Raw genomic sequence first — 25,501 nt, 5'->3', positions numbered from 1 at the left:
ACCCCGCTCTGCGGGGTGTTTTTTTATCTGCGTGACACAGGCCGGGGAGCAGCCTTTGGCAATGGCGCCCCATGGCGAGTGTCGTCGCCACGCTGCAAGGCGGTATTACGCAGCTCACTACAGGCGGAAGGCAGATGCACCTGTGGATTGGGCATACCGCTTGGTGACAGCTCGTGAGTCATTTCGAATTCTGCTCGCACTGACCAACCGCAGGCTTCGTTGGTGCATTGCAGGTAGGCAATCCGCAGAAAAATATGTCGCCCTTCGCTGGTACGGATACGCATTCGACTCTGGCAATGAGGACAGACCAGCTTATAGGTACTCACGGCAAGTACCTGCTAATACCAAACATACGGACAAGCTGTAGGACTGATCGACAAGTTGAATCAGTATCGGCTAAGTCAATAACGGTTTTTTTCATTACACTACTTCTCATGCCGAGATTTCTCCTTATATTGCAAGCAAAGTATTCATATCGAGTAGTTTAAGCCCAAGGAATATCATTAAACCAGCCATGGATAATTGTCATGAGTAGCCACTCGCTTGCATCAGTGCTGGCACGCCTAAAGCAGCTGACCGGCTCAGCTACTGATGTTCAGCTGGCCAGGGCGCTCGATGTCAGCCCTCAAACACTGAGCAGTTGGAAGGTCCGTGACAGCATTCCGTACTCGCTATGCGTATTGAACGCCAGAAAGCACATGTGCACGCTCGATTGGCTGTTGCTGGGTGAGCCGCACAACCGCTCGCCAGCCCAGGCCAACGAGGCCTGGGAGAACGACGTGCTTGAGCGCCTACGAGGCCTTTCATCTGCAGACCGCCAGGCCATTCTTCTGCACATCGAGGACAAGCAGCGTATCCAGCAACTGGAGCAGCAAATTCAGGCACTCAACGCTAACTGCGCCGGCGCCAACGCTGGATGAGCTCGCGCAGGTCCACCGAGTCCAGCCAGACCAGGACCTTGAGGGTGATCGGGATCACCACCACCGCCGCCACAAAGGCGGCCATGCCGCGGGATAACATGGGCGCCATCGATTGCAGCAGGGGTTCGAAGAGATAGCCGACGCCCAAGGTCAGGAAGATCAGCATCAATTGCTTGCGCGTCGACAGACGCTTGCGCGACACGATGTTCAAGCGGTCCCGTGCGGCACTGACCAACAAGGCCCCAAGCAACGCCCCCAACAGCACCCGGCCCTCCGACGCCAGCATTTCCGATAGTGCACCGGCAAAGGCCTGTAGCTCATTGCCCTCGGCCATGCTCGACCTCCTCGGGCAACGCTTTGCAAACCCGTTCGGTATGCAGTGTGCGCAACACCGCGGCTTCGATGAAACGCCGGTAACAGACCGACAACGCGCGCCCATGATCATGCCCCGCCAAGTCTTCCAGGCGCTTGTGACCACGCGCCCGAAGTGCAGCCCGCCAACGCGCGAACTCCTCGGCTGCGGCGATCGCGGCACAGCGTGCCGCCAGTGCCAGACGGGCTTCGCTGATAGCAGCGCCGAGTCGCAATCGCTCGCGCAGGACACTCAGCTCGATGCGCGGCCAGAAAGGATCATGGCAATCGGGAAAACGTGCATGGCTGACAACCCCCTCGGGGCCGGACTGCAGGTCAATCGGGATGTCGCTCAACATACTCACCTCCTCAGACCTCGGCCAACATGCCGTAGCGAATGGCTTTGATCACTGCCGCGATACGGGTGGGGACAGCGAACTTGCGCAAGATGTTGGACACGTGAAAGTTGACCGTAGACTCCTTGCATTGCAGGATCCGGCCGATCTCCCAGGAGCTCTTGCCATAGGCACACCACAGCAGTACCTGCTGTTCACGTGGGGTGAGGTGGATCGGCGTATCGACTGCGCAGTTTGTAATCGATCGCTCATTGGTTTTCATCATCGAACTCCTCAATCATGGCCAATTGCGACAACCAAACGTGCTGCCGCCCTGGAGCTCACCTTACGAAGCACAGGCCCATTGCAGCTATTCATGCGACTTGTAGAAGCCTGCCCAACAAAACCACTTTGAAAGTCGCTTGCTATTTATTGAAATTCCTCGTGCTCTGAATGCCATTTCGCTCGTCACAACGCCGTTGTCTGTCTACCCCTTCGCCTGGAGCTGTACGATGCGTCCTGTTTTGCCCCTTTCGTCATGCCTTGGTCTTGTGGCCGCTGTCACTGTAGGCCCGCAGGCCACGGCAGCTCCGTCGGTCGAACTGGGCCAGCTGCTGATAAGTGAAGAGGAGCAAAGCGAACTGGAGTACGCCCGTGAGCGCCTCCAGTCGGTACCTGGCGCCAGTAACCTGGTAGACATGCAGCGCGTCGAACAAGGCCGGGTCGCCAGCAACCAGGATGTGCTGGCCTATCAACCCGGCGTGTTCGCCCAGTCGGCGGGCAACGACGGCATCAAGCTGTCGATCCGTGGTTCAGGCATCAACCGCGCACCGGGGGCGCACGGCTCCGGCGTGTACACGATGTTCGACGGCCTGCCCCTGACCGGTCCGGGCGGTACCCCCTATGAGCTGTTCGAGCCGCTGTGGCTTAGCCGCGCCGAGGTACTGCGCGGTGCCAATGGTTTCGACCAGGGCGCGCTGGCCTTGGGTGGCGCGATCAACTACGTAACCCACACCGGCCACGATGCCGCACCGCTGCAGGTGCGCTATGAGGTTGGCAGCCACGGCTACCAGCACCGGCACGTAAGCTCCGGCCAGGTACTGGGCGACCTCGACTACTACGTGGCCCTGACCGACTCGGAATACGACGGCTACCAGGAACACAGCAGTGGCAGTGGCAAAGGCATTGCCGCCAACCTCGGCTACCGCTTCAACCCCAACCTGGAAACGCGCTTCTACCTGCGCTACCGGGAAACCGAGAACGACCTGGCCGGGCGCCTGACCAAGCAACAGATCAAGCACGACCCACGCGCGGCCAACCCGGCGTACCTGGCGCGCGACGATAGTCGCCCGCAACCGGGCAGCACCTGGGTCGGCAACAAGACCACTTTCTACCTGGAAGATGACGCGCGCCTGGAAGCCGGGCTGGTCTATCACGACTACCCGATGGACCTGCGCGAAGGCCCGATGCGCCTGAAGGTCGCCTACACCGACGTCAGCGGCACGCTGAACTATCTGCGCCGCGACACGCTGTTCGGCCATGAAAGCAAGACCACCGTCGGCTGGCGCACCACCAAGCACCTGCCCAACAGTGGCGCCTCGCAGTTCGCCCGCAGCAGCGGCGAAAACTTCGGCGCCCGCAGCCGCGACTTCAGCTATCAGGGCTCGGACACCGTGCTGCACGTCGGCAACGATCTGGAGCTGATCCCGGACCTGTGGCTGTCCACTGGCCTGGCCATGATCTACACCCGCCGCGAAAGTGACGTGACCTATCCGCAAACCGGTGGCAAGGTCAGCCAGCATGACTGGGACTACGCACCCCGTCTGGGTTTGCGTTACGACATCAGCCCGCAGTTGCAGGTCTATGGCAACCTCAGCCGCTCCGTGGAGCCGCCGCACCCTTGGGCGCTGATCTGGAGTTCAACGGTCGCTACCCAGCCGATCGAGATGCAGAACCAGACTGCCACCACCCTGGAACTCGGCGCGCGAGGGGAATCGGTGCTGGGCCGCTGGGACCTGGCCTGGTACTACTCGCAGGTTCGCCATGAACTGCTGGCCGTGGAGATCGTGCCGGGTGCCCTGCCCAAGGAGTTCAATGCCAGCCCCACGGTTCACCAGGGCGTTGAAGCAGGCCTGGACAGCACACTCTGGGAAGACTCAGGTATCGGCAGGCTGAGCCTGCGCCAGGCCTACACCTTCAGCGACTTCCATTACCGTGACGACGACCAGTTCGGTGATAACCGTCTGCCGGGCATTCCCATGCATTACTACCAGGCCGAGCTGCGCTACGACTGGCCGAGCGGCTTCTATGCCGGGGTCAATACGCAGATGGCTTCCAAGGTGCAGGTCGACTACGCCAACAGTTACCACGCCGATGCGTATGCGCTACTGGGTGCGCGGCTGGGCTGGAACTCCCCGAAACAGGACTGGCAGACCTGGCTGGACCTGCGCAACCTGACCAACGAGCGCTACGCGGCAACGGTGACCCCGGGATATGACGATGCCGGGCAGGACATCGCCCGCTCGACGCCGGGGGAAGGGTTTGCCGTGTATGCCGGGGTTTCGTACAGCTTCCACTGAAGGGGGCTGCTGTGCACCCCAATCGCCGGCAAGCCGGCGATTGGGGTGCACAGCAGCCCCTATTGGGGCAACTGCACCTGCGGCTTGGTCGATGCAAAAATCGCCCAGCTAGACATGAACAAGGCCGCGATCAGCGGCCCGATCACGAATCCATTGAGCCCGAACACCGCCAGCCCACCCAAGGTAGACACCAGGATCATGTAATCGGGCATCCGGGTGTCCTTGCCCACCAGGATCGGCCGCAGCACGTTATCCACCAGGCCAATCACCAGCACGCCAAAAGCCGTCAGGATGATCCCCTGCAGCATCGCCCCGGTCAGCAGAAAGTAGGCCGCCACTGGCGCCCAGATGATGCCGGCGCCCACGGCTGGCAGCAGTGACAGGAACGCCATCAGCACCGCCCAGACCAGTGCGCTGGGGATGTCCAGCACCCAGAAGATCAAACCGCCCAGCGCCCCCTGGGTGATGGCCACCAGCACATTGCCTTTTACCGTGGCCCGCACCACCCGGTTGAACTTCAGTTGCAGCTTGCGCTTCTGGTGCTCGGGCAATGGCACGGCAAGCCGCACCTGGCGAGCCACCTCGGGGCCCTCGCGTAGAAAGAAGAACAGTAAGTAGAGCATGATGCCGAAACTCACCAGGAACTCGAACGTCCCCTGGCCGAAACTGTAAGCCTGAGTCGCCAACACCTGACTGCCTTGCGTGGCCCACTTGGTGATCTTGTCGCGCAGCCCTTCGAGATTACCCATGCCGAGGCTGTCCAGGCCATGCTGGGCGAAGGCTGGCAGCATGTCCTTGCCACGCTGCACGTAACCGGCGATGTCCAGCTGCCCGCTCTCGATACGCTGATACAGACTGGCGCCCTCCTGCACCAGTAGCGCGCTGGTGATGATGACCGGCAGAATGGCCACCACCAGGCACACCAGCAGGGTGGTAGCGGCAGCGAGGTTGCGGCGCCGACCAAAACGTATCAGCAGGTTGCGTTGCAGCGGCGCGAACAGGATGCCGAGGATCACCGCCCAGAAGATCGCGCCGTAGTACGGCAGCAGAATCAATAGGAAGGCGAAGGTGACCAAGGTCAGAAGTCCGGCCAGGGCTTTGTTCTGCAGCGCGGTTGCTTTCATGGCGGCTCCTTCAGTGTCCTGAACATTAGTGCAGGCCATCATGGAAAAAGTGCCACCCAACCCTTGATTCAAATCAATACGCCGCCCCCGGTCACGCCCTAGGATCCGCGACTTTTGCCCCGGTGCGCCCATGAACCCGATCGCCAAGCCCGAACTGCTGGCTCCTGCCGGCACGCTCAAGACCATGCGCTACGCCTTCGCCTACGGCGCCGACGCTGTCTATGCCGGCCAGCCGCGCTACAGCCTGCGGGTACGCAACAACGAATTCGACCACGCCAACCTGGCCCTGGGTATCGCCGAGGCGCATGCCCTGGGCAAGCGTTTCTACGTGGTGGTCAACATCGCGCCGCACAATGCCAAGCTCAAGACATTCCTCAAGGACCTGGCGCCCGTGGTCGAGATGGCCCCCGACGCCCTGATCATGTCCGACCCCGGCCTGATCATGCTGGTGCGTCAGCACTTCCCGCACATGCCCGTGCACCTGTCGGTGCAGGCCAACACGGTGAACTGGGCCAGCGTGCAGTTCTGGCAGGGCCTGGGCCTGAGCCGGGTGATCCTGTCCCGGGAGCTGTCACTGGAAGAAATCGAGGAAATTCGCCAGCAGGTGCCGGACATGGAGCTGGAAGTGTTCGTTCATGGCGCCCTGTGCATGGCCTATTCCGGCCGTTGCCTGCTGTCGGGCTATCTGAACAAGCGTGACGCCAACCAGGGCACTTGCACCAATGCCTGCCGCTGGAAATACCAAGCCACGCCGGCCACCGAAAATGCCACCGGCGACATCGTTCACCAAGTGCAGCCTACCCTGGGTCTGGGGGCGCCGACCGAGCAGGTGTTCCTGCTGCAGGAGAGCAACCGCCCTGGCACCGAACTGCCCGCCTTCGAGGACGAGCACGGCACCTACATCATGAACGCCAAGGACCTGCGCGCCATCCAGCACGTCGAACGGCTGGCGGCCATGGGCGTGCATTCGCTGAAGATCGAGGGCCGCACCAAATCGCACTTCTACTGCGCCCGCGCGGTACAGTCATATCGCCAGGCCATCGACGATGCGGCGGCCGGGCGGCCGTTCGACATGGCCCTGATGGACAACCTCGAGTCCTTGGCCCAGCGCGGCTACACCGAAGGGTTCCTGCGCCGGCATGTGCATGACGAATACCAGAACTACCTGCGCGCAAACTCGCTCTCCGAGCGCCAGCAATTCGTCGGCGAGCTGACCGGTGAGCGGGTGGAAGGCCTGGCCGAGGTCAAGGTCAAGAACCGTTTCGCCGTGGGCGACCACCTGGAGTTGATGACCCCGCGCGGCAACTACCACTTCGACCTGCACCACCTGTGCAACCGCCAGCAGCAGGCCATCGACGTGGCGCCCGGGGACGGCCACGTGGTGTACCTGCCAATCCCCGAGCAGGTCGCGCTCAAGCATGCGCTGCTGATGCGCGACCTGCTCCAGCCGGACACTCATCCAGCGACGTGACGGTCGATGTGGCGCAGCGAGCTTTCACTCAGGCTTTGGCGGATTTCCTGGCGATAGCCTGCATAGACGGCACGATCGAAGCGATAGACATTGCCCGTGCGCCACAGCACCAGCTCGCGCCTGATGTCCGGCCCGTAGCCACCAGCCTCGCGGCTGTCCACGCCAGCACTCAGGTGCAACACATAGACCAGCAGAATGATCTCGCCCTGATCATTCTTGCCGCAAGGGGTGACCAGGAAGGTGTTGCTGCGCCCATCGGCACTGCCTTTCGCGAAAAAACGCTCGGCGAATTCACGCTTTTCCAGCACTTCCCGGGAAAGCAGGCCCTTTTCGACCAGGCCGCCTACCGTGGGGTTGGCCAAGGTCAGGGCCAATTGCTGGTTGAACGCCTCCAACGAGTTCACCACAACGGGCTCCAGCGACAGCAGCTGGCGTTCCTCGCAGCCGTGCTTGACCAGGCGATTGCGGTAGCGGTCCAGCCAGCTCTTCCACAGCACGTCGCGGTCGAAGGCGCGGCTGGAGAACGCGTCGGCCTGGGCCAGCAGGCAGTGGATGTCATGGCGCTCATCCCGCGCCAGGCTGCTGTCAAAGCTGACCAGGCTGGCGTCGTCGAATTCATTGACGGAAAAGTTCATGGATAGTGTCCTGGCTGAAGAGAGAATTCAGGTTAATGGCACCCGCGAAACCCCGGCACATAGAAATGCCCCCACCTCGGACAGGCTGCCTGACAGGTCTGTAATCCCCGCCTCAGCTACCTGACAGGCGCAACAGGCGACGATCGTGGCTCCCCACCAGAGACCACCCAATGTTGCCCACCACTTCCCGCCGCACCTTCGTCAAAGGCCTGGGCGCCGCGGCCACGCTCGCCGGATTCGGCCTGTGGCGGCCACTGGCCAGTGCCGCCGAGGGCCGGGCCCTGGCCGGCCAGCATTTCGAGCTGTACATCGGCCAGACCCCGGTCAACATCACCGGCCGCCCGCGCACGGCGCTGACCGTCAACGGCAGCCTGCCCGGCCCCCTGCTGCGCTGGCGCGAAGGCGACACGGTGACCCTGCGGGTGCGCAACCAGCTGGCGCAGGACACCTCGATCCACTGGCACGGCATCCTCTTGCCCAGCGACATGGACGGCGTACCCGGCCTGAGCTTCGCCGGCATTGCGCCCGGTGGCGATTACCTCTACCGCTTTACCCTGCGCCAGAGCGGCACCTACTGGTACCACAGCCATTCCGGCCTGCAGGAGCAAGCCGGGGTCTACGGGGCGATCGTCATCGAACCCCGCGAACCCGAGGCGCACCGCTACCAACGCGACCATGTGCTGTTGTTCAGCGACTGGTCGGACGAATCGCCCGAAGCGCTGCTGGCAACCTTGAAGAAACAGTCCGATGCCTTCAACTACCACAAGCGCACCCTCGGCGACTTCATCGACGACGTTGCGCAAAAGGGCTGGAGCAACACCGTCGACGAGCGCCTGGCCTGGGCGCGCATGCGCATGAGCCCCACCGACCTCGCCGACATCAGCGGCGCCACCTATACCTACCTGCTCAACGGCCAACCACCGGACGGTAATTTCACCTGCCTGTTCCAGCCGGGTGAAACCGTGCGCCTGCGCCTGATCAATGCCTCGGCCATGACCTACTTCGATTTCCGCATTCCCGGCCTGCCGCTCACGGTGATCGCCGCCGACGGCCTGCCGGTGACGCCCGTGACGGTAGATGAACTGCGTATCGCCGTGGCCGAAACCTACGACGTGTTGGTGAGTGTCGGCGACCTGCCCGCTTACACCCTGTTCGCCCAGAGCATGGACCGCAGCGGCTACGCCCGCGGCACCCTGGCCCGCGCGGTGGGGTTGCAGGCACCGGTGCCGGAAGTCGACCCACGACCGGTGCTGAGCATGGCCGACATGGGCCACGGTGCCATGGCGAGCATGGACCACAGCAGCATGGCCGGGATGGATCACAGCAGCATGGCCGGCATGGACCATTCGGCCATGGCGCCGATGCAGCAGCACCCTGCCAGCGAAACCGACAACCCGCTGGTGGACATGCAGACCATGGCCCCGCGCGCCAACCTGGACGACCCTGGCATCGGCCTGCGTGGCAATGGCCGGCGGGTGCTGACCTACGCCGACCTGCGCAGCCCCTACCCCGACCCGGACGGCCGCGAGCCCTCACGGGACATAGAGCTGCACCTGACCGGGCACATGGAGCGCTTCGCCTGGTCGTTCGACGGCATCAAATTCAGTGATGCCACGCCGCTGCGCCTGACCTACGGCGAGCGAGTGCGCATCACCCTGGTCAACGACACCATGATGACCCACCCCATCCACCTGCACGGTCTGTGGAGCGATCTGGAAGACGAGCATGGGCGCTTTCTGGTGCGCAAGCACACTGTCGACATCCCGCCCGGCAGCCGACGCAGCTACCGGGTCAGCGCCGATACCCCAGGCCGCTGGGCCTATCACTGCCACCTGCTCTACCACATGGAGACCGGCATGTTCCGCGAGGTACGGGTCGATGAATGAGATCAACAAGCACATCGTCACCAGCCTGGCCTTGCTGGCACTGCTGAACAGCGAGCGGGCCATGGCCGGCGCTACGCCCTCGTCCAACCACCAGGTGCATGATCGCGCCATCAACTGGGCGGTCATCGTTGACCAGCTGGAATACCAGCACTTTGAAAGCAGCAGCGCCCTGAACTGGAACGCCACGGCCTGGATCGGTGGCGATGTCGACCGCCTCTGGCTGCGCAGCGAAGGCGAGCGCGAACAGGGCAAGACCCACAAGGCTGAGCTGCAGGCGCTGTGGGGCCATGGCATCAGCCCCTGGTGGGAACTGGTCGGCGGTGTGCGCCAGGACTTCAAGCCCGCCAGCGGCCAGACCTGGGCGGCTTTTGGCATCCAAGGCACGCCACTGTATGGCCTGGAGCTGGAAGCCACGGCCTACGCGGGCGAGCGACAACAGACCGCGCTGCGCCTGGAGGCCGCTTACGCTATGCTGCTGACCAATCGCTGGATCCTCGAGACAACCGTCGAAGCCAATTTCTTCGGCCGCAATGCTGCTGGCCACGAGCAAGGCGCAGGGCTGGCCGACAGCGAAATCGGCCTGCGCCTGCGCTATGAAATCACCCGCGGCTTCGCCCCCTATATCGGGGTAAGCTTCGACCGCCTGCACGGCAATCGCGCCGACCAGGCACGGGAGCACGGCGAAGACCTCGCCCAGACCCGCCTGGTGGCAGGCGTGCGCCTGCGTTTTTAAAGGAGTCGTTCGACCATGCTGCGTAAAAACCTGCTCACCTTCGGCCTGCTGGCCATCACCGGCCTGGCCCAGGCCGCCGAGACCATCGACGTTTACCGCGACCCCAACTGCGGCTGCTGCAAGGAGTGGATCAGCCACCTGCGCGACAACGGTTTCACCGTCAACGACCATGTCGAACCGAACATGAGCGCCGTCAAACAGCGCCTGGGCGTAGCGCCGCGTCTGGCGTCTTGCCACACTGGGGTGATCGAGGGCAAGTTCGTCGAAGGCCATGTGCCGGCCGAACAGGTGCGCCTGCTGGCCAAGCGCGCCGACCTCAAAGGCCTGGCTGTGCCCGGCATGCCCATGGGCTCGCCAGGCATGGAGATGGGTGACCACAAGGACGCCTACCAGGTCATCGGCGTAACCCAGGATGGCCAGGACACCGTGGTCGCCAACTACTGATGCTCAGCTTCTGGGCGCTGTTCCTCAGCGCCTTCGGCGCCGCCACCCTGCTGCCCCTGCAGTCGGAGGCGGTGCTGGTGGGCCTGCTGCTGCGCCAGCCCGAGGCCTGGTTGACCCTGTTGCTGATCGCCACGGCGGGCAATGTGCTGGGCTCGCTGGTCAATTGGCTGTTGGGCCGGGCCATCGAAAACTTGCGCGACAGGCGCTGGTTTCCGTTCAGCGCCACCCAGCTGGAACGCGCCCAGCAGCGCTACCAGCGCTGGGGGCAATGGTCGCTGCTGCTCAGCTGGATGCCAGTAATCGGCGATCCGTTGACCCTGATCGCCGGGATCATGCGTGAGCCGTTCTGGCGCTTCATGCTGCTGGTGACGCTGGCCAAGGGCGGGCGCTACATCGTCGTGGCGCTGATTACCCTAGGCTGGTTTAACAGTTGGTGACACCTTTAACGTTTAAGGTGGTCCACTGACTGCTACAGTCGCCAATTCCTACATGGTCCTACACGGAGTGCCCCCATGCTGCGCGCAACCGCCCTGGCCCTGGCCTGCCTTGTCGGCGCCCCGGCCCTCGCCGCCGAAACGCCCACCTACGGCAAGCAACTCGAAGGCTTCAGCTACCCTCACCCGCTCAAGCATTACGACTTCCAGTCCCAGGGCCAGCCCCTGCAAATGGGCTACATGGATGTACCGGCCAAAGGCCAGGCCAATGGCCGCAGCGTGCTGTTGATGCACGGCAAGAACTTCTGCGCGGCCACCTGGGAAACCACCATCGACGCCCTGAGCCAGGCCGGCTATCGGGTGATCGCCGCCGACCAGGTCGGCTTCTGCACGTCGAGCAAGCCGGCGCATTACCAATACAGCTTCCAGCAACTGGCCAGCAACACCCATGCCCTGCTCGAACATCTGGGCATCCAGAAGGTGATTGTGCTCGGCCACTCCACCGGTGGCATGCTAGCCACCCGATACGCGTTGATGTACCCGCAGCAGGTCGAGCGCCTGGCGATGGTCAACCCGATCGGCCTGGAGGACTGGAAAGCCCTGGGCGTGCCGTACCGCACGGTGGATCAGTGGTATGAGCGCGAACTGAAGCTCGACGCCGAGGGCGTGCGTGAGTATGAGCGCAAGACTTACTACGCCGGGCGCTGGAAGCCCGAGTACGAGCGCTGGGTGCAGATGCTGGTAGGGCTGAACAAGGGGCCGGGGCATGAAGCGGTGGCGTGGAACTCGGCGCTTATCTACGACATGATCTTCACCCAACCGGTGTACCACGAGTTCAGTGACCTGAAGATGCCGACCCTGCTGATGATCGGTGACCAGGACACCACCGCCATTGGCAGTGACATCGCCCCGCCCGAGGTCAAGGCGCAGCTGGGCAAGTACAAGGTGCTTGGGCCGAAGGTAGCGAAACTGATTCCGCACGGCGAACTGGTGACCTTCGAAGGCATGGGGCATGCGCCGCAGATCGAAGAGCCAAGGCGCTTCAACAAAACTCTCGTCGAGTGGTTGGCACCTTGATCGAATAGATGGGTGGGAGCGGGCTTGCCCCGCGAACACCGGCAACGCCGGTGCCAGGCAACGCGGCGCCTGCTTCGCGGGGCAAGCCCGCTCCCACAACGAGTCCGCAGCCGGGCCTTGAAAGTAGCGCTGTACCTACAGCTAGCCCTTCCAGACCTGCCCTTCTGTCCAGCCAAGTTCGGCAAAATCCAAAGCCCGCAAACTGTCTTCCTCCTCGCAGAAAAACTCATCCAGCTGCGGTGGCCGCACCGCCGTGTCGCTGAGCATGGCATGCACCTGCCCACGGTGGTGGATCTGGTGCTCGAACAGGTGCGACAGCAATCTCAGGCGCTGTTCGCGCTGCACCCGGTCGGGTCGCACGATGCTCACATAGCGGGCCAATTGATCGTCGTGCAGCAAGCTGCAGTAGGCAATCAGCCGGTGGTCGGCCTGGGCCTGTTCGGCATGCAGATCAGCGCAGGTGGCGAACGGCTGTTCCGGGTCGAAGAAGCGTTCGCCGTCGGCCCCTGGTGCCTCGCCGCGCTGCTCGCACTCGAGCATGTGCAGGTAGAACCAGTCCACCGTCAGCAGATGGTTGAGGGTGGCCTTGATCGACGGAAAGAAGCTGCAACGCGGGGCGACGAATTCGTCGTGGGTCAGTTGCAGGCAAGCCTTGTACAGGCGGTGGTTGGCCCAGCCATTGTTGTAGGCCTGGGTCAGCAGATGATGCGACAACGGCTCCATGGTTCGGCTCCTTCAAGCGAAGCGTTGCAGTTGCATCTCCCGTAGCCGGCTCAAGGTCCTTTGGTACGGGAACGCCAGATACCCTTGAGTGTAGAGCGCATCCAGCGGGACCTGCGCCTCCAGGTACAAGGCAACCCTGCGGTCGTAGCACTCATCGACCAGGGCGATGAAGCGGCGCACGGCGTCATCCTTGGGCGACAAGGCAGGCAATTCGCGATCGCCCGCCTCTACGCGCGCCGCGCCATCCTCGGTGCCACGGGCGATCCGCCCTGCACGCTGCTCACCGCTCAAGGCCGGTACGCCCTCGACCAGGATCGCCGGGAAACGGTCGCACAAGGCCATGAATTCCATGGCGGCCAGCGGCTGCTCGCACAGGTCGGCGAAGCGGCACCAGATCGCCTCGGCGCTGTAGCGGATGACCTGGATCTGCCGTGTACCCAGCGACAGTGGCTGGGTGCAGCCAGGGTCGTTCGGGCTGAGCTGCTGGAACACCGCCTCAAGCTTGCCTGGCTTGCCGGCTTCGGCTACCCAGTAGCGTTGCCGTGGCGCGCCCGGGTGCAAGCGGTGGTCCTGCTCTCCGGCAACCGGAAGCACCTGCATGTGCCGCTCGATGGCGCGGATTGCCGGGAGGAATCGCTCGCGGTTGAAGCCGTCGCGGTACAACTGCTGGGGCGGCTGGTTGGAGGTGGCGACCACCAGCACGCCCTGGTCGAACAGCACCTGGAACAGGCGGCCGAGGATGATTGCATCACCGATGTCGCTGACAAACAGTTCGTCGAAGCACAGCACGCGGATTTGCCCGGACAGTTCACGGGCCAGCGCCTGCAAAGGGTCGGCGGTGCCATTGAGCTGGAACAGGCGCTGGTGGACCCAAGCCATGAAATGGTGAAAGTGCTGGCGCCGCGCCGGGACGGACAGGCAGCGATGGAACAGGTCCATCAGCCAGGTCTTGCCGCGGCCGACCGGGCCCCAGAGGTAGAGGCCCTGGGTGGGGCGCCTCTGCTCGATGGCCTCGAAGCAGGCTTGCAGGGCGTCGACGGCCCGGGCCTGCGCCGGGTCGGGGGCGTAGCCAAGGTCTGCGAGGGCTTTGTGGTAGAGAAATCGGGGATCGAGCGCCATGCGGCATTATGTTCAAGGGCCCTATCGCCGGCAAGCCGGCTCCCACAGGAACACCACAGGATTCACCATGTGTGATCCAACCTGTGGGAGCCGGCTGCCGGCGATAGGGCCCGTGCAGACCCCAAACCTGTTCAGCCACCACTCAGGCCGACTTTCAGCAACTGCCCATCCTTGGCATCGGTCAGCACATACAGATAACCATCCGGCCCCACCCGCACATCGCGAATGCGCTCTTTCAATCCCCCGAGCAAACGCTCTTCGTGAACGACCTTGTCGCCATCGAGCTGCAGGCGGATCAGCTCCTGGCTAACCAGCGCACCAATGAACAGGTTGTGATCCCAAGCCTTGAAAGTCGGGTTGTCGTAAAAAGCCATGCCGCTGATGCCAGGCGATTTTTCCCAAACATGGAGCGGGTCGACCATGCCGTCGACATGCTTGCCCTTGGCCTCGGGAATCGGCAGTAGCGAGTAGTTGATGCCGTGCGTGGCGATCGGCCAACCGTAGTTCTTGCCCGGCTGCACGATATTGACCTCATCACCACCGCGCGGGCCATGCTCGTGGGTCCAGAGCTTGCCCGTCCAGGGGTTGAGCGCAGCGCCCTGCTGGTTACGATGGCCGAACGACCAGATCTCCGGGCGCACGTTGTCCTTGCCGACGAAGGGGTTGTCCTTCGGCACTTCACCGTCGGGCAGGATGCGCACGATCTTGCCCTGCAGCTTGTCCAGGTCCTGTGCCGTCGGACGCTGGTTGTTCTCGCCCAGGGCAATGAACAGGTAGCCATTCCGATCGAACACCAGCCGCGAGCCAAAGTGGTTGCCGACCGACAGCTTGGGCTGCTGGCGGAAAATCACGGTGAAATTCTCCAGCCGTGCACGATCTTCCGTCAGCTGGCCGCGGCCCACTGCGGTGCCCGCCTTGCCATCACTCCCTTCTTCGGCAAAGGAGAGGTAAACGGTGCGATCCTTGCCGAACTCCGGCGAAAGCACCACGTCGAGCAGGCCGCCTTGCCCTTCGGCCCAGACCTTGGGTACGCCGCTGATGGGCGGTCCAACCTTGCCTTCGGCGTTGACCAGGCGCAGGTTGCCGGTGCGCTCGGTGACCAGCATGTCCTTGCCGCCTGGCAGGAACGCCAACGCCCATGGGTTGCGCAAGCCGTCCGCCAGGGTACTGACAGTGATCTGACCTTCCTCGCTGGGGAACTGCTGCTCGGAAGCGGCCTGCGCCAACATCGGCAGCAATGCGGCGGCGGTCAGGGTGGCCAGCCAGGTAGCTTTGGTCATGCGCAATTCCTTTCGAGAGGCTCAGGGCACGCGTTGGGTATCGCGCGCAGGCCGAGTGGGTTCCAGGTTCGGTGTCTGCTGCTGGCGCCGCAGGTTGTCGCCATTGCCGATGCCACGGTTGTCCAGGCTGGGCGTGCGCTGGATGGGCTGGGTCGAAGGCCCACGCACCGGCGGGGTAGCCGACATGCTGCCCTGGCGGCTATTGGGATTGGCGCGTTGGATCGGGCTGTTGTAAGGGTTGTTATTGCTGGCCGCAAGCTGCAGCGGCTGCGGCGCAGCAGCCTGCGCCGGCAGGCATAGCAGCAGGCCGATGGCCAGGGTTGGCAATGTAAGATTCATGCTTCACCTCCCGTACGAAAAGGCGCGCCTCGTGCGTTGGATAGCCTAAGGCGCGAAGGGTTCGCGGCAAAAGTGTGAATGCGATTCCTGATGTTTCAGTATGAACCTGCCAAGGGGGCCGTACAGCCCTTGTCACAGGGCTGTATCGACTTTGTGCCGTGCGGCGTACAGGCAGAGCATCTCCATGACCAAGGTCGCGCCGGCCAAGGCCGTGATATCGGCATGGTCATAGGCCGGTGCCACCTCCACCAGGTCCATGCCCACCAGGTTGATGCCGCGCAGCCCGCCGAGTATCTCCAGCGCCTGCACCGTGCTCAGGCCGCCACACACGGGGGTGCCGGTGCCCGGCGCATAGGCAGGATCCAGGCAATCGATATCGAAGGTCAGGTACACCGGGCGCTCACCGACCCGCTGACGGATCGCCGCAATGATCGCCTCGGTGCCTTGGCGATGGACTTGCCGTGCATCGAGGATGGCGAAGCCCTGGCTGTCGTCATTGGTGGTGCGCAAGCCGACCTGCACGGAGCAGGACGGGTCCACCAGGCCTTCACGGGCGGCATGCCAGAACATAGTGCCATGGTCGATGCGCTTGCCCTCCTCGTCCGGCCAGGTGTCACTGTGCGCATCGAAGTGGATCAGGGCCAACGGGCCGTGGCGGCGGGCATGGGCCTTGAGCAACGGGTAACTGATGAAATGGTCGCCGCCCAGGGTGAGCATCGCGCAGCCGGCCTGCAGAATGTGCGTGGCATGCGCCTCGATGCTGTCCGGCACCGACTGCGGCGTACCGTTGTCGAACGGGCAATCGCCATAATCGATGACAGCCAGGTGGTCGAATGGGTCGAACGCCCAGGGCCAGTGACGGGCCCAGGCCTGCTGCACCGAAGCGGCGCGGATCGCCCGCGGCCCGAAACGCGCGCCCGGGCGGTTGCTGGTGGCGGTGTCGAAGGGCACTCCGCTGACGACTACATCCACCCCGCGCAGGTCGCGGCTGTAGCGACGGCGGGAGAAACTGGTGATACCGGCGTAGGTACTTTCCGCCGCGGTGCCATACAGGCTGTCGCGGGTCATGGCCTGGTCGTTGTTCTGGGCTTGCTCCACGGTCGGGCTCCTTTGTGATTAGCGGTTTACTGACGGGTGCGGAAAGCCGTCCACAGCCGATTGCGCTGGCGCAGGTCGGACAACGCCATGCTGCGGTCGCCGAACAGGCGCTCGCGCACCGCTGCGGGCGGGTAGATATCCGGGTCATTGCGCACCGCCTCGTCGACCAGGGGCGTGGCCGCCTGGTTGGCATTGGCGAAGTACAGGGTGTTGGTCAGTGCGGCCACCGATTCCGGCTTGAGCATGAAGGCGATGAAGGCCCGGGCCGCCTCCGGGTGCGGCGCATCCTTGGGAATGACCAGGTTGTCCTGCCAGATGAGCGTCCCTTCGCGGGGGATACGGTAGATCAGCTCGAACGGTTTGCCGGCGCGGCGCGCCTGGTCGGCGGCCATGGCCGCATCGCCATTGTAGGTCAGCGCCAGGCACACGCTGCCATTGGCCAGGTCGCTGATCTGTCGGCCATTGGCGACATAGCTGATCGAAGGCTGCAGCTGGCTCAACAGGCTCTGCACCTGCGCAAGGTCGGCCTTGTCCTGGCTGTACGGGTCTTTGCCCAGGTAGTTGAGGGCCACGCCGATCACTTCCTGCGGCGAATCGGGCATGGCGATGCCACAGTCCTTGAGGCGGCTGGCGTATTCGGGCTTGAACAGCAGGTCCAGGCTGTCCAGCGGCACGTCGCCCAGGCGCTTGCGCACCGCCTCGACATTCACTCCCAGGCCCAAGGTGCCCCAGGTATAGGGCACCGCATAGCGGTTACCGGGGTCGGCCTCGGCGAGTTTGCCCAGCAGGTCCGTGTCGAGGTTGGCGTAACCGGGCATGCGCTGCGCTTCCAGCGGCTGCAGGGCCTTGGCCTTGAGTGCCCGCGCCAGCACGGTGGATGACGGCACGACCACGTCATAACCACTGCCACCGGTCAGCAGTTTGGTTTCCAGCACCTCGGTGGTGTCGAACGTGTCATAACGCACCTTGTAGCCGGTTTCCTGCTCGAACCGCTGCAGCGTTTGCGGGGCGACATAATCGGCCCAGCTGTAAAGGTTGACGACCTTCTCTTCGGCCTGCAGCGGCAAGGCCAGGCACAGGGACAACAGACACAGCGAACTACGCATGACGGACACCTCGAACACTGGGTGGATGCCGTCAGCATGCCAGACGAGTTACATTGCAAGAATGGCAACTTTGCAAAGCTGACATTCACCAGGACCAATGTGATGCTCGGACAACTGCACGACCCTGACCTGCACCTGTTGCGGCTATTCATCACGGTTGTCGAGGCCGGCGGCTTCAGCGCCGCCCAAGGCGTGTCGGGGCTGAGCCAGCCCACCATCAGCCAGCGCATGGCACAGCTGGAAGCACGCCTGGGCTATCGCCTGTGCAGCCGTGGCAAGGCTGGTTTCAGCCTGACGGAAAAGGGCGAGCTGTTGCTGGAAGCTGCGCGTGGCTTGCTACTGGATATCGAGCGGTTCCGCCAGCAGGCTAATGGCGTAGGTGGGCGCTTGCTGGGCACGGTGCGGGTGGGCATGGCGGAAAACCAGGATGCAACCGTCAGCCTGCGCTTGGCGCAGGCCATTTCACGCTTTCGCGAACGGGATGAAGCGGTGCAGCTGGAGCTGATCAGTGCGCCACCCGCGGAGCTGGAGCGGTTATTGCTGGAGCAGCGCCTGGACTGCGCCATCAGCTACTTTTCCGGCAACCAGGCGGCGTTCGATTACCAGCCGCTGTTCGAAGAGCGCCAGCGTTTGTACTGCGGCAAGGGGCACCCGTTGTTCGGCCTGGCGCAGGTGCCTCGCGAGCAGTTGCTGGAGGCGGACCAGGTGCGCCACCCCTATCGTTTTCTCAAGGGCGGCGAGCCGTTCCAGAGCCGGCGCAGCATGGCCGTGGCCGAACAGATCGAGAGTGTGTTGATGTTCATTCTCTCGGGGCGGCACATGGGGTATCTGCCGAGCCATTGCGCTCAGGGGTGGGAGGATCAGGGTTTGTTGTGGGCGCTGGATGCGGGGTTGGACTTTGTGGTGCCGTTTACCCTGGCCAGGCATCGGGGGCAGGTGCCAGGGGAGGCGCAGCGGGCGTTTGTGGAGGACTTGTTGGCGGTGTTTGGCTGATCGTCTGCGCGGGCCTCATCGCCGGCAAGCCGGCGATGAGGCCCGCGCAGACACCCAAAATCAGTAAGCCATGCTCCAGGTCAGGGTGTAGGTGCGCCCCCGCCCTTGATAGTCATACAAGTACGCCGGGCCGTAAGTGGGCGAGTAGAACAACGTCGCCCGCTGCCCCCACACGGTGCTGTACTGCTTGTCCAACAGGTTCTGGATACCGGCGCTGAAGGTGCCGAAGCCTGTGTCCTGACTGCCCAGCAGATCGAAGGTGGTGTACCCGTCGATCTCATGATCGGCATCATCCTTCAGGCTGAACGCATGGTTGGCCTGCAGCCGCGCACTGCGCCCATCACCCTTCCAGCCGACGAACGCCGTGGACTTGGACAGGGAGGCATAACGGGCATCGCGCTTGATCCAGTCACCGTCGGCATCTTCTTCTTCGGAGCGGGTCAGGTGCAACGTGCCGCCAGCCTCCCAGCCGCTCTGGAAATGCCGGGTCAATGCCCCTTCGAAGCCGAAATCACGGCTCTTCTGGTCTTCCACATTGATGGTCAGCGTCTGCGAATCGACGTTGATGATCTTGTCCGACCAGATGTAGTACAGCGCGGCCTGGGCATCCCAATCCAGGTCGGCGTAGCGCCAGCCTAGCTCGACCTGGCGGCTCTTGATGCCGGCCAAGGGGTTGTCTGCCACGCTCAGGCCCGGCTTGCCGTAGTACTTGGCAGGGTCCGGCAGATCGAAGCCCTCGCCGTAGTTGGTCCAGACCTGATGGCCATTCTTGAAGTCGTAGATGGCGCCGACGTTGTACAGGTTGACCTGGTAGTCATTGCTGCCGCCGGGTACGCCCTTGAAATCACTGACATCCACGTCCATCTGCTGGCGCCGAGCGCCGCCGGAGAGGGTCAGGTTGTCGGTGGCGTGCCAATCCAGCTGGGCATAGACCGAGACGCCATCCACGCGATAACTGGGGTAGCGGGCGGCCTTGCTCTCTTTGTCCAGGTCGAGGCCACCGCTCTCGGACGAAGTCAGCGCATCGAAGGTGGTCTGGTCGGCGTTGAAGCGTTCGCGGTCGAGGTCCACGCCATAGGTGAGCTTCAGCGTGTCCCACTGCTTGGCGAACAGTCCCTTGAGGCTGGTAACTTCAAAGTTCTGCTGCGAGGCAGCGAAATACACCCCACGTGAGCCGGTGGGCGTGGCGCGGTTGTAATACGGGAACGGGTAGAAGTTGTCGTCTTCCTTGCGATAGGAGGCTTGCAGGTAGAAATCCTGGCCCAATACGTCGGTATGGTGGTAGTTGGCGTTGAGCAACAGGCGCCGGGTACGCGGCTCCAGATCGGACGAGTAGCCGCTGCGCAGCTCGGCGTCTTCAAGGTCGGAAGGCGCGTTGTAGTTGAGGTTGGGGAAATAGATGCCGGTGCTGCCGTGGTTACCGGAATCGTAGTACTGCGCCAGCAGGTCGAGGCTTTGCTGGTCAGTCAGTTTCAGGCCGACGGTGCCGAGCACGTCGATAGTGCGGTTGTACTGCAGGTCGGTCTGGGTGTTGTCGATGAAGATCTGCTCGCCCGCACCGTCGTAGAAGGCTTCGTTCTGTTCACCGGAGATCCCCAGGCGGGCATTGACCCGCTCGTTGCCGCCGCTGATGGACTGCGCGAAACGCGTCGCCAGGTCATCACTGTTGTTGAAGCCGCTGCTGGCGCCGAGCTGGGTCTCGAAGCGCGCGGGGCCCGGTTCGCCCTTTTTGGTGACAATGTTGATAATGCCGCCGGTGGCACCACCGCCATAGATGGCACTGGCCCCGGACAGCACTTCGACGCGCTCGACGTTGAACGGCGAAATGCTGTCGAACTGGCGCGACAGCCCGCGCGAGCTGTTCTGGCTAACCCCGTCGATCATTACCAGGACGTTGCGCCCGCGCATGTTCTGGCCGTAGTTGGTCCGGCCCTCCGGGGCCAGGTCAAGGCCCGGAACCAGCTTGCCGATGGCCTCCTTGAGGCTCACACCGCTGTCGATCTGTTCACGCAGCTGCTGCTGATCGACCACCCACACGGTGCCGGGGATTTCGCTGATGGCGGTACTGGTGCGCGAGGCGACGCTGACTTCGATCGGCTTGAGGTTGACCGCCTGCGGCGGCGCGACGGCTTTGCGCAAGGTGACCGTGCGGGCATCGCTGAACTGCCAGGCCATGTCACTGCCGGCGAGCAGCTGCTGCAGTGCCTGCTCGACGCTATAACTGCCTTGCAAGGCCGGGCTGGTCAGACCGGACACATCGCCGGTGGTGTACAGAAGATGCAGCCCGGCCTGGTCGGCGAAGGCTGTCAGGGCCTGGTCCAGGGATTGTGCTGGCAGGTCCAGTTGCACCTGCCGTGTTTCTATCGGTGCCTGCCCGGTTTGCGTGGCGGCCCACACTTGCAGGGGGCCAGCGAACACGGCCAGCGCGCTGCAAGACAACAAGGCATGATGGAAACGACCGCCGCAACGGTACAAGGGCTTGGGCATGAGAGGCACGAATGAGCTTCCAGACAAGTCGTAAATGAGAATGGGTACTGATCAGTCCCTCTACGACGATCTGGCTCACACGAACTTGCAGTGCCGAATGAAAAAAATTTCGATTATTTTTTACCGGCTCAGTGCACCACCGCCAGCCACGGGAGGTAGGTGACCTTGAGGCCGTAACGCTGTTCGAGTGTGTGCAGCAGCGCCTGGGGTTCGTTCAGGTCGAATACGCCACTGACTTCAAGCGCCGCAAGCTTGCTGTCGGAGAGCAGGATACGGCCGTGCTGGTAACGCTCGAGTTCGGCCAGCACCTGCCCGAGGGGCTTGCCGTTGAAGATCAGTTTGCCGCGTTGCCAGGCCATCTGCGCGCTGGCGTCGGGCGCCACGGCCAGGTTGCGTGCTCCAACCTGGGCGTCACCTTTGGCCAGCACTACGTGGCCATCGCGGCGCACGCTAAAGGTCGCTGCACTGCCTTGCACGGCCTCACCGGCGGTCTCGACCACAAACGGCCGTGGATCATCTGCCGTTTCGAACAACGCCTCGCCGGCCCGCAACGACACCCTGCGCTCGCTGGCGGTAAAGGCCACGCTGAGGGCGCTGGCGCTGTTGAGCAGTACCCGCGAACCGTCTGCCAGGGTGACGCTCTGCCGCTGCCCCATGCCGGTGTGATAGTCCGCCAACCACACTGGCACTTGCTGCCACCCGCCGTAGCCGGCCACCAGCAGCACCAGGGAAGCGGCGATGCCTGCGGCCCAGTGTCGTTTGTGGCGGCGCATGGGCGGCGCTTCAAATGCTTGCGCAGTCGGCGTCTGCCCGAGATCCTGCCAGAGCGCCTCGGCCTCACGCGCCGCCTCGGCATGCGCCGGGCTCAGCTGAATCCAGCGCTGGTAACGCGCATGATCGGCCGCGCTGGCGTTGCCCGACCGCAGCAGCACCTGCCAGTCGAGGGCATCGTCGGACAAATCGCTGATCGGCTGCGGCACGGGCATGGTCGGGGTGTCAGTCATGGTTATGTTTGAGCCAGTCGCGGCAGTGGCGCAGGGCCTGGGCGATGTATTTTGCCACCATGCTCTCGGAGACGCCCAGTCGTTGTGCGATTTGAGCCTGGGTCAGGCCTTCGACACGATTGAGCAGCAGGGCCTGGCGGGCATTTTCGGACAGCTGCAGCAACCCTTCATCGAGGATCTGCAGGCGCTCGCGGGCCAATAGCGCCGCTTCCGGCGCCGGTGCCGGGCAGGCCACCTCCCCTGCACCGTCACTGTCCTCGTGGCTCGCGGCGAGGCGCTGCTCACGGCGCAGGGCGTCGATGGCCAGGTTGCCTGCCACGCGAAAGATGAAACTGCGCGCATGCAACACCGGCATGGACTGCTCTTCGATCTTCACCAGCTTGAGGTAGGTCTCCTGCGCCACGTCGGCGGCACGCTGACGGTCGCTCATGCGGCGGGTCAGAAACTGCAGGAGATCGTCATAGTGCTGCTGGAAACTTGCCAGCAGACCAGACACAGGAGACGTCGGCATTGGGTGGAGGCACTGCCAGTAAGAGGAGTTATCGGGCGTTAATGAGAAACAGTATCTTTCATAACGACCAAACGTTTCAACGCTACTGTGCATTTGCCAGGTGAAAAGGTGTCAGCGGTTGCCGCTGGCAGCTGCCATCATCTTGTTGATTTCACTGCGCACCATATTGGCGTACTCGGGCGGTGACATGGCGTCCAGTTCGGCACGCACCCATTCGGCCCATTTGCCCTTGCGCCGCGGTTTTTCTGAAATGATCCGGGCAGCCTCGCCCTTTGCCTTGCCCAGGTTGTTCTGCCACAGCTCGAACAGCCGGGCCTTCTCTGCCTCGATCTGCGCCCGTTCCTCGAAGCTCCTGTTGGCCAGATTGAAACTCATGGAATTACCTGCTCGTTTAAATGGCCGCTATCTTACACCGTAGCGCTGCATCATCGAGAAACCGCCGCAACTTTCCTGGCGCGCCGGCATCCATTGATTATTCACCCCCATCGACGAGGACGAGTTCATGGCCCGAAAAATTGCTGCAGTAGCCAACAACGACCAGATCAAGGACCAGGTTTTCAGCGAGCTGCAGGCTTTGATCGAAGAGTCGGAAAAATTGCTTAACGACAGCGCGTCGCTGGTTGGCGAGGAAGCCGAAACCTTGCGCGCGCAGGTCAGCCTGAAGCTGCGCCAGGCCAGGGAAGCTGCCAGCCAAGTCCGCGCAAAAGCGCAACCCGTGGTTGACGCGACCCAGGACTATATCGGCGGCCATCCGTGGCAAACCGTGGCCGTTTCTGCAGGCTTCGGCCTCGTGATAGGGCTACTGTTGGGCCGCCGATACTAAGGGTTGCCTGCCGCGGGTGAGTCAGGCGGCCTGCGCCATCGGTATACCACTGTGGAAGCGCAGCTCCTGGTCCGGGGACTGGATCAGCTCAGCTTCCGCTTCCCGGACCAGCTCAATACGGCGGATGATATCCGCCTCTTCCCCGTAGTGGTGCGCCAGTTTCAGGTAACCCTGATAATGGCGCGCTTCACTCTTCAGCAAGCCGTGATAAAAGGTCCCGAGCTCTTCATCGAGGTGAGGTACCAGGGCTGCGAAACGCTCACAGCTACGGGCTTCGATGAACGCCCCCACCACCAGGGTATCCACCAGCTTGACCGGCTCATGGGCGCGAACCAACCGACGCAGACCTGAGGCATAGCGCCCCGCCGACACTGGCCGCAGCGGCACCCCTCGGCGCTTCATCAGGCGCAGGACCTGCTCATGATGCACCAGCTCTTCACGCGCCAGGCGCGACATCATGTTGATCAGGTCCAGGTGGGTGTTGTACTTGGCGATCAGGCTCAAGGCCGTACTGGCTGCCTTGAATTCACAGTTCTTGTGGTCGATGAGCAAGGTTTCCTGGTCGGCGAGCGCCGCTTCGATCCAGGCGTCTGGCGTGCGACAGCCGAGGAAGGCATCGATTTCGGGGATCAGGGACATAGGCATACAACCACACTGTACAGTCAGGACCGGCGATTATACCGGCGGCGACTGTTAGCGCCAGTGACTATGCTTCTTGATGTACATCAAACTGCGGCGCGACGGACGCCGACTATAGTCTGGCATTGGCCGCCACCTTTGAAGGGAGTTCACGCCCATGCAAGCTGTCCGTAGCATCCTTGTCGTCCTCGACCCCGAACATGCCCACAGCCGTGCGCTGACCCGCGCCAAGCTTATCGCTCGCGTGACCGGTGCACGCCTACATCTGCTCATGTGTGACAAGAAGCAGGATCACAACGCATTGCTCAGCCTGCTCAGCAGTCAGCTGCATGACGATGGCTACGATAATGTTTCCCATGAACAGAACTGGAAGGAGAGCCTCCACGAGTCAATTATCGCCGTCCAGCAGGCCGAGGGCTGTGACCTGGTAATCAAGGAACACCGACCGGACAATCCGCTGCGCAAGGCACTGCTGACGCCCAGTGACTGGAAATTGCTGCGTCTTTGCCCTTGCGCAGTATTGATGGTCAAAAGCGAACGCCCCTGGACCGAAGGCAAGATTCTCGCGGCCGTGGATGTCGGTAACGATGACGAAGATCATCGGCGGCTGCATGCCAGCATCATCGATCACGGCTACGGCATCGCCAGCTTGACCAAGGGAGAGCTTCACGTGATCAGTGCTCATCCCTCGCCCATGCTGGCAGCTTCAGACCCAACTTATCAGCGGAGCGAGACCATAGACAAACGCTATCGGGAGGCTTGCAGTGCGTTCCAGGCGGAATACGACATCAGCGAAGACCGACTGCATGTCGAAGAGGGCCCAGCCGATGTACTGATTCCTCATTTCGAGAAGGAACTCGATGCGGTGGTCACCGTGATCGGCACGATCGCACGCACAGGCATTTCCGGGGCATTGATTGGCAATACATCCGAGGTAGTGCTCGACTCGCTGAAAAGCGACGTATTGGTCCTCAAGAGTGAAGAGGCCACTGCACATCTCGCGGAACTCGCCCGCGGTTGATCCAAGCTGAAAAGACAAAACCCCTACCTGCTTGCGCAGATAGGGGTTTTGCGAAATGAATCTTGACGATGACCTACTCTCACATGGGGAAACCCCACACTACCATCGGCGATGCATCGTTTCACTACTGAGTTCGGGATGGGATCAGGTGGTTCCAATGCTCTATGGTCGTCAAGAAATTCGGTAGCCAGAATGTCCAGATGGACAGCCCAGCGAATTCGGATATGCGATATTTGTGGGTTACGTTCGAACTTTCGGTTCTTTCGTCTTCACCACCACAATCTGCAGCAGCAAATTGCTTGGGTGTTATATGGTCAAGCCTCACGGGCAATTAGTATTGGTTAGCTCAACGCCTCACAGCGCTTACAC

27 protein-coding genes, 1 rRNA gene and 1 pseudogene are annotated in these 25,501 nt (G+C 62.7%); 11 read left to right on the top strand and 18 right to left on the bottom strand.

Annotation, left to right across the window (positions count from 1 at the left end; all coding sequences use genetic code 11):
- Positions 1-23: 23 nt before the first annotated feature.
- Positions 24-326, bottom strand: coding sequence for an ogr/Delta-like zinc finger family protein (locus ACIPZG_RS08585; RefSeq protein ID WP_400712299.1), 303 nt, complete (start codon positions 324-326; stop codon positions 24-26).
- A gap of 201 nt (positions 327-527) precedes the next feature.
- On the opposite strand from ACIPZG_RS08585, the gene ACIPZG_RS08580 reads away from it, so the two are divergent.
- Complete coding sequence (locus ACIPZG_RS08580; RefSeq protein WP_400712296.1) at positions 528-920, top strand: helix-turn-helix domain-containing protein; 393 nt, start codon at positions 528-530, stop codon at positions 918-920.
- Here the strand turns inward: ACIPZG_RS08580 and ACIPZG_RS08575 are convergent.
- From ACIPZG_RS08575 to ACIPZG_RS08565, 3 genes are read right to left on the bottom strand one after another with little or no spacing between them, the layout of a single operon-like run.
- Positions 892-1,254 (bottom strand): hypothetical protein, encoded by a 363-nt coding sequence (locus ACIPZG_RS08575; protein WP_400712293.1) that lies wholly within the window; start codon positions 1,252-1,254, stop codon positions 892-894. The genes ACIPZG_RS08580 and ACIPZG_RS08575 overlap by 29 nt on opposite strands.
- Complete coding sequence (locus tag ACIPZG_RS08570) at positions 1,238-1,630, bottom strand: head completion/stabilization protein (RefSeq protein WP_400712290.1); 393 nt, start codon at positions 1,628-1,630, stop codon at positions 1,238-1,240. The genes ACIPZG_RS08575 and ACIPZG_RS08570 overlap by 17 nt, the downstream gene beginning before the upstream one ends.
- A 10-nt stretch (positions 1,631-1,640) precedes the next feature.
- Positions 1,641-1,889, bottom strand: a complete 249-nt coding sequence (locus ACIPZG_RS08565; protein ID WP_008096212.1) for a response regulator transcription factor — start codon at positions 1,887-1,889, stop codon at positions 1,641-1,643.
- A gap of 229 nt (positions 1,890-2,118) precedes the next feature.
- On the opposite strand from ACIPZG_RS08565, the gene ACIPZG_RS08560 reads away from it, so the two are divergent.
- A complete protein-coding gene (locus ACIPZG_RS08560) occupies positions 2,119-4,185 on the top strand; it encodes a TonB-dependent receptor family protein (RefSeq protein WP_400712287.1) in 2,067 nt (688 codons plus the stop codon).
- A gap of 59 nt (positions 4,186-4,244) precedes the next feature.
- Here the strand turns inward: ACIPZG_RS08560 and ACIPZG_RS08555 are convergent, their stop codons facing one another.
- Positions 4,245-5,309 carry an AI-2E family transporter gene (locus ACIPZG_RS08555; protein WP_400712284.1) on the bottom strand — a complete coding sequence of 355 codons (1,065 nt, stop codon included), beginning with the start codon at positions 5,307-5,309 and terminating at the stop codon, positions 4,245-4,247.
- Between the two features lie 130 nt (positions 5,310-5,439).
- Here ACIPZG_RS08555 and yegQ point away from each other — a divergent pair, with 130 nt between their 5' ends.
- A complete protein-coding gene (gene yegQ, locus ACIPZG_RS08550) occupies positions 5,440-6,780 on the top strand; it encodes a tRNA 5-hydroxyuridine modification protein YegQ (protein WP_400712281.1) in 1,341 nt (446 codons plus the stop codon).
- Here the strand turns inward: yegQ and ACIPZG_RS08545 are convergent.
- On the bottom strand, positions 6,765-7,415 hold the full coding sequence (locus ACIPZG_RS08545) for a hypothetical protein (protein ID WP_400712278.1): 651 nt from the start codon (positions 7,413-7,415) through the stop codon (positions 6,765-6,767). The two genes, yegQ and ACIPZG_RS08545, sit on opposite strands and share 16 nt — an antisense overlap.
- A 170-nt stretch (positions 7,416-7,585) precedes the next feature.
- Between ACIPZG_RS08545 and ACIPZG_RS08540 the strand changes: the two genes are divergently transcribed.
- The 5 genes from ACIPZG_RS08540 (at position 7,586) to ACIPZG_RS08520 (ending at position 11,989) form a co-directional block, all read left to right on the top strand.
- Entirely contained in the window at positions 7,586-9,301 is a 1,716-nt protein-coding gene (locus ACIPZG_RS08540) for a copper resistance system multicopper oxidase (RefSeq protein ID WP_400712275.1), read from the top strand.
- A complete protein-coding gene (locus ACIPZG_RS08535) occupies positions 9,294-10,034 on the top strand; it encodes a copper resistance protein B (RefSeq protein WP_400712272.1) in 741 nt (246 codons plus the stop codon). The genes ACIPZG_RS08540 and ACIPZG_RS08535 overlap by 8 nt, the downstream gene beginning before the upstream one ends.
- Positions 10,035-10,049: 15 nt before the next feature.
- Complete coding sequence (locus ACIPZG_RS08530) at positions 10,050-10,478, top strand: DUF411 domain-containing protein (RefSeq protein ID WP_400712269.1); 429 nt, start codon at positions 10,050-10,052, stop codon at positions 10,476-10,478.
- Positions 10,478-10,915, top strand: a complete 438-nt coding sequence (locus ACIPZG_RS08525) for a YqaA family protein (protein ID WP_400712267.1) — start codon at positions 10,478-10,480, stop codon at positions 10,913-10,915. The genes ACIPZG_RS08530 and ACIPZG_RS08525 overlap by 1 nt, the downstream gene beginning before the upstream one ends.
- Positions 10,916-10,990: 75 nt before the next feature.
- A complete protein-coding gene (locus tag ACIPZG_RS08520) occupies positions 10,991-11,989 on the top strand; it encodes an alpha/beta fold hydrolase (RefSeq protein ID WP_400712264.1) in 999 nt (332 codons plus the stop codon).
- A gap of 141 nt (positions 11,990-12,130) precedes the next feature.
- On the opposite strand, the gene ACIPZG_RS08515 is transcribed toward ACIPZG_RS08520, so the two are convergent.
- From ACIPZG_RS08515 to ACIPZG_RS08490, 6 genes are all read right to left on the bottom strand, one after another.
- The gene (locus ACIPZG_RS08515; RefSeq protein WP_400712261.1) at positions 12,131-12,712 is read right to left on the bottom strand and encodes a DinB family protein; all 582 of its coding nucleotides are present in this window, start codon (positions 12,710-12,712) and stop codon (positions 12,131-12,133) included.
- 12 nt (positions 12,713-12,724) lie between these two features.
- Positions 12,725-13,831, bottom strand: coding sequence for a cell division protein ZapE (gene zapE / locus ACIPZG_RS08510; protein WP_400712258.1), 1,107 nt, complete (start codon positions 13,829-13,831; stop codon positions 12,725-12,727).
- Positions 13,832-13,962: 131 nt separating this feature from the next.
- A complete protein-coding gene (locus tag ACIPZG_RS08505) occupies positions 13,963-15,111 on the bottom strand; it encodes a PQQ-dependent sugar dehydrogenase (RefSeq protein WP_400712255.1) in 1,149 nt (382 codons plus the stop codon).
- A 21-nt stretch (positions 15,112-15,132) separates the two neighbouring features.
- On the bottom strand, positions 15,133-15,450 hold the full coding sequence (locus ACIPZG_RS08500) for a hypothetical protein (protein ID WP_400712252.1): 318 nt from the start codon (positions 15,448-15,450) through the stop codon (positions 15,133-15,135).
- 132 nt (positions 15,451-15,582) lie between these two features.
- Positions 15,583-16,548 carry an agmatinase gene (speB, locus tag ACIPZG_RS08495; RefSeq protein WP_400712249.1) on the bottom strand — a complete coding sequence of 322 codons (966 nt, stop codon included), beginning with the start codon at positions 16,546-16,548 and terminating at the stop codon, positions 15,583-15,585.
- A gap of 26 nt (positions 16,549-16,574) precedes the next feature.
- On the bottom strand, positions 16,575-17,654 hold the full coding sequence (locus tag ACIPZG_RS08490; RefSeq protein WP_400712246.1) for an extracellular solute-binding protein: 1,080 nt from the start codon (positions 17,652-17,654) through the stop codon (positions 16,575-16,577).
- 102 nt (positions 17,655-17,756) lie between these two features.
- Here ACIPZG_RS08490 and ACIPZG_RS08485 point away from each other — a divergent pair, with 102 nt between their 5' ends.
- Positions 17,757-18,647: a LysR family transcriptional regulator gene (locus ACIPZG_RS08485; protein WP_400712243.1), complete on the top strand. Its 891-nt coding sequence runs from the start codon at positions 17,757-17,759 to the stop codon at positions 18,645-18,647.
- Between the two features lie 60 nt (positions 18,648-18,707).
- Here the strand turns inward: ACIPZG_RS08485 and ACIPZG_RS08480 are convergent, their stop codons facing one another.
- From ACIPZG_RS08480 to ACIPZG_RS08465, 4 genes and pseudogenes are all read right to left on the bottom strand, one after another.
- Positions 18,708-21,134, bottom strand: coding sequence for a TonB-dependent receptor (locus ACIPZG_RS08480; RefSeq protein WP_400712240.1), 2,427 nt, complete (start codon positions 21,132-21,134; stop codon positions 18,708-18,710).
- Between the two features lie 128 nt (positions 21,135-21,262).
- Positions 21,263-22,138 (bottom strand): FecR family protein, encoded by an 876-nt coding sequence (locus ACIPZG_RS08475; protein ID WP_400712237.1) that lies wholly within the window; start codon positions 22,136-22,138, stop codon positions 21,263-21,265.
- Between the two features lie 4 nt (positions 22,139-22,142).
- Positions 22,143-22,649: pseudogene (locus tag ACIPZG_RS08470) on the bottom strand (RNA polymerase sigma factor); the annotation flags it as partial.
- Positions 22,650-22,760: 111 nt separating this feature from the next.
- On the bottom strand, positions 22,761-23,024 hold the full coding sequence (locus ACIPZG_RS08465; RefSeq protein ID WP_008096076.1) for a hypothetical protein: 264 nt from the start codon (positions 23,022-23,024) through the stop codon (positions 22,761-22,763).
- Positions 23,025-23,151: 127 nt separating this feature from the next.
- Between ACIPZG_RS08465 and ACIPZG_RS08460 the strand changes: the two genes are divergently transcribed.
- Positions 23,152-23,472 carry a YqjD family protein gene (locus tag ACIPZG_RS08460; protein WP_400712234.1) on the top strand — a complete coding sequence of 107 codons (321 nt, stop codon included), beginning with the start codon at positions 23,152-23,154 and terminating at the stop codon, positions 23,470-23,472.
- A 21-nt stretch (positions 23,473-23,493) separates the two neighbouring features.
- Here ACIPZG_RS08460 and ACIPZG_RS08455 read toward each other — a convergent pair whose 3' ends face one another.
- Complete coding sequence (locus ACIPZG_RS08455; protein ID WP_008096079.1) at positions 23,494-24,111, bottom strand: tRNA-(ms[2]io[6]A)-hydroxylase; 618 nt, start codon at positions 24,109-24,111, stop codon at positions 23,494-23,496.
- Between the two features lie 157 nt (positions 24,112-24,268).
- On the opposite strand from ACIPZG_RS08455, the gene ACIPZG_RS08450 reads away from it, so the two are divergent.
- Positions 24,269-25,132: a universal stress protein gene (locus tag ACIPZG_RS08450; protein WP_400712231.1), complete on the top strand. Its 864-nt coding sequence runs from the start codon at positions 24,269-24,271 to the stop codon at positions 25,130-25,132.
- A 60-nt stretch (positions 25,133-25,192) separates the two neighbouring features.
- Here ACIPZG_RS08450 and rrf read toward each other — a convergent pair.
- Positions 25,193-25,308 (bottom strand): 5S ribosomal RNA (gene rrf / locus ACIPZG_RS08445).
- Positions 25,309-25,501 lie beyond the last annotated feature (193 nt).

The sequence above is a fragment of the Pseudomonas sp. NPDC089395 genome (genome assembly GCF_044749525.1).
GTDB lineage: Bacteria > Pseudomonadota > Gammaproteobacteria > Pseudomonadales > Pseudomonadaceae > Aquipseudomonas.
The sequence above is the reverse complement of the archived record's forward strand: the minus strand, read 5'-3'. Positions and strand labels throughout refer to the sequence as shown.